This is a genomic window from Rhodococcus sp. P4_F5 (assembly GCF_056401315.1).
Genome location: NZ_JBFUJP010000069.1, coordinates 18,495 through 27,023, shown reverse-complemented (window position 1 = coordinate 27,023; position 8,529 = coordinate 18,495). Strand labels below are relative to the sequence as shown.

Sequence of the window (8,529 nt, the reverse complement as noted above, 5' to 3'; positions counted from 1 at the left end):
CCGGCGGACCGGCGGCACGGCACGAGCCTCGTTGGCGCACAACCTGCTCCCGGCGTCGACGTGAGCGGAGGACGTCGGCGAGTGAATCCGATCAGAAGTGGTGCCGGGCCGCGCGCAGGTCCACCCGGCCGTCGTTGATCGGGACGCCTTCCAGTGCCAGTTTGGAGATCTGCCGGTGCGCGAGATGTGCGGCCGGCCGGCCGGAGGCGCCGAGCACCCGATGCCACGGCAGGTCGGCGGCGTCGGTCCGCATGATCCAGCCCACCGTGCGGGCGCTCGACAACCCGGCCGCGGCCGCGATGTCGCCGTAGGTCGCCACCTTGCCCGACGGGATCGCGGCGACGAGGGCGCGGACCCGCTCGATCTGTTCCTCGGTGGTGGCCGCCACCGCTAGAGCAGCTTCTCGATCAGGGCGGCAACCTCGCCCGGCCGGGCCTGGGCCACCATGTGGTCGACATCCATCTCCACGACGGTCAGTCGGTCGCCGAGGTGGGCGGCGAGTTCCGCACGGTAGTCGGGTGACAGGTACGGCGGCTGCACCCGCATCGCGGGCACCAGCACCGTCGGCAGGTCCGCGGGAGGCAACACGGCGGGGCGGGCCAGTTCGCCCCACGACGCCACCACGGCGGGTACGGAGTAGCGCCAGCCGACTCGGCCGCCCTCGAGTTCGACGAGGTGCTCGGCCATCTCCGCGTCGAGCACCTTGGTGTCGACGCCCGCCCAGGCTCCGTGCACCTTCTCCGAGCGGGCCTCCGCCGCGTCCGTGTAGTCGGGGTAGCGCACCGTCAGGTCCGCGATCTCGAGCATCTGGGCGGGGTTCATGCCGAGCGCGGGATCGAGCAGGACGAGCGCCCGCACCCGTTCCGGTACCCGGCGGGCGAGATGTATCGCGATCGCGCCGCCGTACGAGTGCCCGGCCACCACCACGGGCTCGCTCGTTTCCGTCTCGAGCAGGGCGACGAGGCTGTCGACCTGATCCGCGAGGCCCCACGGCGGCGCCCAGGTGGAGCGGCCGTGCCCCCGGAGGTCGGGCGCGATCACCCGGGCCTGCGGGAGGTACCGCTCGGCCAGGTGCTGCCAGCGTTGCCCATGCCCGGTCATCCCGTGCAGGCCGAGTACGACCGGGCCGTCCGCGGGCCCGTACCGGTGGATCTCGAGATCGCTCACGGCTGCCATCCTGCCCGATCCCACCGACGTTCCCGAGCGGGCGGCGGGGCTGTCGGTGGCCCGTGATGGAATTCCTGTCATGACGAGCAGGGGTGGACGGGACACGGCGGAGCGTTCGCTCGCGACGCTGGTCCGCCGTGCCCCCGACGCAGCCCCGACGCGGGAGTGGGGTCCGCAGGTCCAGCGGTTGCTGGCCCAGGACGGGCCCGGCGCGCGTGAGCACGGCTACGGCTGGCGGCCGTGGCAGGTGCTCGGCGGACCGGGCACCGGGAAGACCTCACTGCTCGTGGACCTCGCGGCGGCCCGGATCAGTGGCCCCGGAGGGAGCCCGGAATCGGTTCTGGTGCTGACACATTCGCGCAAGGCCGCCACCGCGGTGCGCGAGGCGATCACCGCGGGGCTGTTCGGTGCGGGACCTGCCCGCGCCACCCGCGAACCGCTGGTGCGGACCGTGCACTCCTACGCCTTCGCGGTGCTGCGGCTGCAGGCCGCGGCGCACGCCAACCCGCCCCCGCGGCTGATCACCGGCGCCGAGCAGGACGCGGTGCTGCGGGAGATGCTGCGTGGCGACGTCACCGACGGCGCCGAGTACTGGCCGGAGCGGCTCCGGCCCGCGCTGCCGATGACCGGCTTCGCGGTCGAGTTGCGGGACCTGATGCTGCGGGCCGGTGAACGCGGCCTCGGGCCCGAGGACCTGATCGAGCTGGGCCACGCCCACTCGCGGCCGGAGTGGGTGGCGGCCGGGCAGTTCGCCACCCGGTACGAGCAGGTGATGCTGCTGCGCGGTGCCGTCGGGGTGGAGGCGCCGGAGGCGACCGCGCCCGCGCTCGACGCCGCCGAACTGGTCGGCGCCGCGCTGACGGCCTTCGCCACCGACCCGGACCTGCTCCAGCGGGAGCGCCACCGCATCCGGCACCTGTACGTGGACGACGCCCAGCACCTCGACCCGCAGGCGGCCGAACTGGTCCGGCTGCTCGGGACCGGTGCCGAGTCGGCCGTGGTCGCCGGGGACCCGGACCAGGCGGTGTTCGGCTTCCGTGGCGCGGACTCGCGGTTCCTGATGGACCTCGCCGAGAACGGGTCGGACCGGCAGGTGGTGCTCGACACCGCGTACCGCAATGCCGCACGGATCGGGGAACTGGTGGGTTCGGTCGCCGGCCGGCTGCCCGGACTGCCCCCGCACCGCGGCGCTTCCACCGTCCCCGGCGCGGACCCGGGCCGGGTGCACGTGGAGGTACTCGCCACCCAGGGCAAGGAGTCCGCGTTGATCGCGGACACCCTGCGTCGGGCGCACCTGCACGACGAGGTGCCGTGGTCGAAGATGGCGGTCGTCGTCCGGTCGGTGCCGCGGGCACTGGCCCCGCTGCGCCGCGCGCTGCTGGCGGCCGGGGTGCCGGTGACCACCGCGGCGTCCGAACTGCCGCTCGCCCGCCAGCACGCGGTCGGCGGTCTGCTCCTGGCGATGCGGGCCGTGGCGGGCGGCGAGTTCACTGGAGAGGACGCGCTGGCACTGGTGTCCGGCCCCGTCGGCGGCGCGGATCCGGTGACGCTGCGGCGGCTGCGCCGCGGACTGCGCCGCGTCGAGCTGGCCGCGGGCGGCGAACGAGACTCCGCCGAACTGCTGCGGCAGCTGATCGTGGACGGGGAGGACGAACACGGCGACCTGACCGCCGCCCTCACCGACGTCGAGTTCGCCGCGCTGCGACGGGTGCTCAAGATCCTCGGCCAGGCTCGGGCCGCGCACCGGCAGGGCCGTGGGGTGGAGACCGTGCTGTGGACCTGCTGGCGCGCCACCGGACTGGAGAAGCGGTGGGCGGCGGCGTCGGCCCGCGGCGGCCCGATCGGCGCGCAGGCGGACCGGGACCTCGACGCGGTGGTGGCACTGTTCGACCGGGCCGCCAACTACGTGGACCGGTTGCCGCGGGCGAGCCTCGCCGGTTTCGTGGAATACCTTTCCGAACAGGAGATCCCGAGCGACCCACGCTCCGCGGCGGCGGTGCCGGGGGAGTCGGTGTCGGTGCTCAGCGCGCACTCGGCGGTCGGCCGGGAGTGGGACGTCGTGGTGGTCGCCGGCGTGCAGGAGGGTTTGTGGCCGGGCCTGCGGTCCCGCGGGACCCTCCTCGGCACCGAGGCGCTCGTCGACCTCACCGCCGGTGTCGGCGATGCCACGCCGGGCAGTGAGGCTCGGCTCTCGCGCACCGCGCCCCTGCTGGCCGAGGAGCGACGGCTGTTCCTGTTGGCCTGCAGTCGGGCCCGGCGCTCGCTCCTGGTCACCGCGGTGAACTCCGCCACCGGCGACACCGACCTGGTGCCCTCCCGCTTCGTCGACGAACTCCTCGGCGGCGGGGTGGTCGACGGCGAGCCCGCGGACTCCACGTTGCCGCCCGCACCGCTGCCGGCCGGGCGGGTGCTGGCGCTGCCCGCGCTCGTCGCCGAGTTGCGGCGGGTGGTGTGTGACCCCGAACTGGCCGACAACGACCCGCAGATGCAGGCCAGGGCCGCCCGGCAGCTGGCCCGACTGGCCCGCGCCGGGGTCCGCGGCGCGCACCCGGACCACTGGTACGGCGTGGCCGGCGTCAGTACCGAGGCCACCCTCTGGGACGTCGAGGACGGCCCGGTTCCCCTCTCTCCCTCGACCATCGAACAACTCGACGCCTGCCCGCTGCGATGGGTCCTCGAGCGGCACGGCGGCACCGACGGGGAGAACACCCCTGCGGTGGCGGGCACCCTGGTGCACACCCTGGTGCAGGCGTTGGCCGGCAACCTGCCGCCGGACCAGGTGCGCCGGGCGCTGGCGACCGCGTGGGACGCGGTGGATCTCGGGTCGCAGTGGTACTCGCGGCGCGAGATGGACCGCACCGGCCAGATGCTCGACTCCTTCTCCGAGTGGCTGCGGCTCTCGCGCCGCGAACTCACCGAGATCGGCGTCGAGGTCGCGGTCGACGGGGTGCTCGAGCCGCGCGCCGAGGGCGAGCCGTCGATCCACCTGCGCGGCCGGATCGACCGGCTCGAGCGTGACGCCGACGGCCGGCCCGTCATCGTCGACGTCAAGACGGCGCGAGCCCCGGTGAGCAGGGAGGCCGCGCAGCAGCACGCGCAGCTCGCGACCTACCAGTTGGCGGTGCTGGCGGGCGCGATCGACGGCGAGCCGGCGACCGCGCCGGGCGGTGGCCGGCTGGTGTTCGTGGCCGCACCGCACCAGAAGGAGGGTGCGGCGCAGCGGTTGCAACCGCCGCTCGACGAGGAGTCGCAGGCGCAGTGGCTGGACGTCGTGCACGGCGCCGCGGCCGCGACCCAGGGCCCACACTTCTGGGCCCGCCCCAACGAGGGCTGCCGGCACTGCCCGGTGTTCTCGAGCTGCCCTGCCCAGGAGACCGGACGGCAGGTGACCGAAGAATGACCGCCCGGCATCCGGGCGAACCCCGGGTCAGCCCCGCCCAGCTCGCACTCGCCCTCGGCCAGCACCCGCCCACCGAGGAGCAGGCGGCGGTGATCGCGGCGCCGATCGGCCCGACGTTGGTGGTCGCCGGCGCGGGCGCCGGCAAGACCGAGACGATGGCCGCCCGGGTGGTCTGGCTCGTCGCGAACGGCATGGTCGACCCCGAGCAGGTCCTCGGACTCACCTTCACCCGCAAGGCCGCCCAGCAACTCACCAGCCGAATCCGGCAGCGCCTCGCGCGGCTGGCCGGTTCTGACCTGCTGCGTTCGCTCGACCCCAGCGGCGGCCTGCGCGGCCGGATCCTCGCCGGCGAACCGGAGGTCAGCACGTACCACTCGTACGCGGGCCGGCTGCTCACCGAGCACGGACTCCTGCTGCCGATGGAACCGTCCGCCGAACTGCTCTCGGAGACGGCGCTGTGGCAGCTCGCGCACCGCGTGGTCAGCTCCTGGGACGGCGACCTCGACACCGACCGCAACCCCACCTCGTTGACCGAGGCGGTGCTCGCCCTGTCGGGTCAGCTGGCCGAGCACCTGGTGGAGCCGGAGGACCTGCGCGAGGCGCACACCGAGCTGGACAAGCTGGTGCACACGCTGCCCGCCGGTCCCCGCCAACGCGGCGGCCCGAAGAAGGAGCTGCTGGCGCTGCTCGACACCCAGCACGAGCGGGTCGCGCTGCTGCCGTTGGTGCGGCGGGTGGCCGAGGCGCTCCGCCGGGAGGGCGCCCTGGACTTCGGCAGTCAGATGTCGCTCGCCGCGCGCGTCGCCGCGGAGCATCCCGAGGTCGGCCGCGCCGAGCGGCACCGGTTCCGGGTGGTGCTCCTCGACGAGTACCAGGACACCGGGCACGCGCAGCGTGTGCTGCTGTCGTCGCTGTTCGGCGGGGGCGAGGACGGCGGACTCGCGCTGACCGCGGTCGGCGACCCGATGCAGTCCATCTACGGCTGGCGGGGCGCGTCGGCCGCCAACCTGCCGCGGTTCGCCACCGACTTCCCGCTGCCGGACGGTCGGCCCGCGCCGCGGCTCGAGCTGCTCACCAGCTGGCGCAACCCACCGGAGGCGCTCACCCTGGCCAACGCGGCCTCGGCCCCGTTGCGGGAACGGGGTGTCCCCGTGCAGCAGCTGCGCCCCCGTCCCGGGGCCGTGGCCGGCGACATCCGGTTGCTGCTCGCCGAGGACGTCGACCGCGAACGAGACTGGGTCGCAGAGCGGATCGCGGGGGAGTACGCGGCCGCGCGCGCAGCGGGGGAGCCGCCGCCGACCGCCGCGGTGCTGATCCGCCGCAATGCCGACGCGGCACCGGTGGCCGCCGCGCTGCGCAGACGGGGCCTGCCCGTCGAGGTGGTGGGACTGGGCGGACTGCTGCACACCCCGGAGGTCGCCGACGTCATCGCGATGCTCCGGATGGTGGCCGACCCCCTGGCCGGCAGCGCCGCGATGCGGGTCCTGACCGGGGCGCGTTGGCAGCTCGGTGCCGCCGACCTCGCGGCCCTCTGGCGGCGGGCACGTGAACTCGCGATCGGCGCCTCCCGCGGCACCGGCGGCACGGTCACCGACGCGGCAAGCTTGGACCAGGCGCTCGAGGCGGCACTGCCGGGGGAGCAGGCGGAGAACGCGGGTCTGGCCGACGCGATCGCGGACCCCGGTGGCGCTCAACGCTATTCGAAGCGCGGCTACGCCCGGATCGGCGCGCTCGCCGGGGAACTGGCGTCGCTGCGTGAGCGGATCGGGCAGCCGCTCACCGAGCTGGTCTCGGAGGTCGAGCGGGTCCTCGGCATCGGCATCGAGGCGCAGGCCCGGCTGAGCTGGTCCGGCGCCGGCGGGGCCGGTCGCGAACACCTCGACGCGTTCGCGGACGCCGTGGCGGGGTACGCGCGTAACCCCTCGGCCACCCTCACCGGGCTGCTGGCCTTCCTGGCCGCGGCGGAGACGGTGGAGAAGGGACTGGCACCCGGCGAGGTGGAGGTCGCACCGGACCGGGTGCAGGTGCTCACCGTGCACTCGGCGAAGGGCCTCGAGTGGCAGGTGGTCGCGGTGCCGCACGTGGTGGACGGGGTGTTCCCGTCCTCGACGGCGTCCGGCAGCTGGCTCGGCGCGGTCGGCGAGCTGCCCCCGTCCCTGCGCGGGGACCGGGCCCGGCCCGGTGACGACGCGGACGGCATCCCCGTGCTCGACCTGGAGAACGTCTACGACCGCAAGGATCTCGAGGACGCGGTCGCTGCGCACAGGAAGGCACTGGCCCAGCGCAAGCTCGACGAGGACCGGCGGCTGTTCTACGTCGCGCTCACCCGTACCGAGCGGGTCCTGTACGTGTCCGGACACCACTGGCCGGAATCGGGATCCAAGCCGAAGGGCCCGTCCGACTTCCTGCGCGAGATCCGCGAGTTGGTGCTCGCCGCGGACGAGACGGACGAGCCGATCGGGGTGGTCGAGGCGTGGGCACCCGCACCCGAGGAGGACTCGGAGAACCCGCTGACCGCGGACCCCGTCGCCGCGCAGTGGCCGCCGGACCCGTTGGGGGCCAGGCGGGCCGGGGTGCAGGCGGGTGTCCGGCTGGTGCTCGACGCGCTCGCGTCGCCGGAGCCGGAGCCGGAGCCGGAACAACCCGAGCCCGAGCCGGAGCCGGAGGCCCCGGAACTCGACGACGCAGCCGCCGAGGACGACCCCGAGGGCTGGGCCGCGGACGTGGATGCGCTGCTCGCGGAGCGGGCCCGCAGGGCCGCCGCCCGCGCCGAGGTTGCCCTGCCGGCACAGCTGTCCGTGAGCCAGCTGGTGGACCTGGCAGCCGCGCCCGACGAGCTGGCGGCCCGGCTGCGTCGGCCGTTGCCGTTCCCGCCGAACCCCCTGGCACGCAGGGGAACCGCCTTCCACGCCTGGGTCGAGCGTCGGTTCGGGGCGACCACGCTGCTCGACATGGACGAGTTGCCCGGCGCCGCGGACGTCGAGGGCAGCGGCGACGACGACCTGTCGGTCCTGCAGGAGTCGTTCCTGCGATCGAAGTGGGCGAACCGCAACCCGGTCGAGGTGGAGGTGCCGTTCGAGACGTCGCTCGCCGGGACCGTGGTCCGGGGCCGCATCGACGCGGTCTTCGCCGATCCGGACGGAGGCTGGACGGTGATCGACTGGAAGACCGGCGCCGAACCCACGGCAGCGAACGAACGCGCCGTCGCGATGCAGTTGGCCGCTTACCGGCTGGCCTGGGCGGAGCTGATGTCTGCACGGATGGTCGCGCGGGGTGAGCCGCCGGTCGCGCTCGAACGGGTGCGGGCGGCGTTCCACTACGTGCGGACCGCGCGCACCATTTCCCCGGCGGACCTACCGGACGCCGGTGACCTGGTCCGACTCATCGAGACGGCCGGGGCGAGCGCGGGCGGGCGGGACGAGTAGCCGGCGTCCGCACCAGGAAAACACCGCATTGCGAAAGCTCCGTGCTCAGGCGGCTTCGCGGCGGACCTTGAGAGCGGCGGCGATCAGGGGCAGCTGCAAGGGCAGCCGCGCGACCGCGACGGCCTTGAGCGGCAGGGGCGTAGAGCTGCGGCCCAGCCAGTCCACCGCCATCTGCACGTTGGCTGGGAACACCGCGACGAACAGTGCCGCGGCGAGGGTGCCGCCGAGCCGTCGGGTACGCGGCACCGCGATCGCCGCCCCGACCGCCAGCTCCGCGACGCCCGAGGCATAGGTGTACGCCCGGGGGCTGCCGGGCAGCTGCCGCGGCACGATCGAGTCGAACGGCTTGGGGTTCACGAAGTGCAAGGTGCCCGCGCCGAGCAGGATCGCCGAGAGTGCGGTGCTGGATTTGAGTGCCATGCCCCGACCGTACGGCGTCGCGGTGCCGGGCGTGGGGCGGCAAATCGGCGGCCGCGAGCACGGGAAGACGCCCGGCCACGCCGTCAGGCATCGGTCCGTGCACCGGGCGGACCCGCC

Annotated in this window: 5 protein-coding genes; 2 read left to right on the top strand and 3 right to left on the bottom strand. The window is 74.5% G+C overall.

Translation table 11 applies throughout. The annotated features are described in order from the left end of the window. Positions 1-91: 91 nt before the first annotated feature. Together AC1DU4_RS21345 and AC1DU4_RS21340 are read right to left on the bottom strand one after the other, a co-directional pair. A complete protein-coding gene (locus tag AC1DU4_RS21345; protein WP_477843222.1) occupies positions 92-388 on the bottom strand; it encodes an MGMT family protein in 297 nt (98 codons plus the stop codon). A gap of 2 nt (positions 389-390) precedes the next feature. Then, the gene (locus AC1DU4_RS21340) at positions 391-1,176 is read right to left on the bottom strand and encodes an alpha/beta fold hydrolase (RefSeq protein WP_477843220.1); all 786 of its coding nucleotides are present in this window, start codon (positions 1,174-1,176) and stop codon (positions 391-393) included. 70 nt (positions 1,177-1,246) lie between these two features. Between AC1DU4_RS21340 and AC1DU4_RS21335 the strand changes: the two genes are divergently transcribed. After that, a complete protein-coding gene (locus AC1DU4_RS21335) occupies positions 1,247-4,567 on the top strand; it encodes an ATP-dependent helicase (RefSeq protein ID WP_477843218.1) in 3,321 nt (1,106 codons plus the stop codon). Continuing rightward, positions 4,564-7,992 (top strand): ATP-dependent helicase, encoded by a 3,429-nt coding sequence (locus AC1DU4_RS21330; RefSeq protein ID WP_477843216.1) that lies wholly within the window; start codon positions 4,564-4,566, stop codon positions 7,990-7,992. The genes AC1DU4_RS21335 and AC1DU4_RS21330 overlap by 4 nt, the downstream gene beginning before the upstream one ends. Positions 7,993-8,037: 45 nt before the next feature. Here AC1DU4_RS21330 and AC1DU4_RS21325 read toward each other — a convergent pair whose 3' ends face one another. After that, positions 8,038-8,412 (bottom strand): DoxX family protein, encoded by a 375-nt coding sequence (locus tag AC1DU4_RS21325; protein WP_083577136.1) that lies wholly within the window; start codon positions 8,410-8,412, stop codon positions 8,038-8,040. Positions 8,413-8,529: the final 117 nt, after the last annotated feature.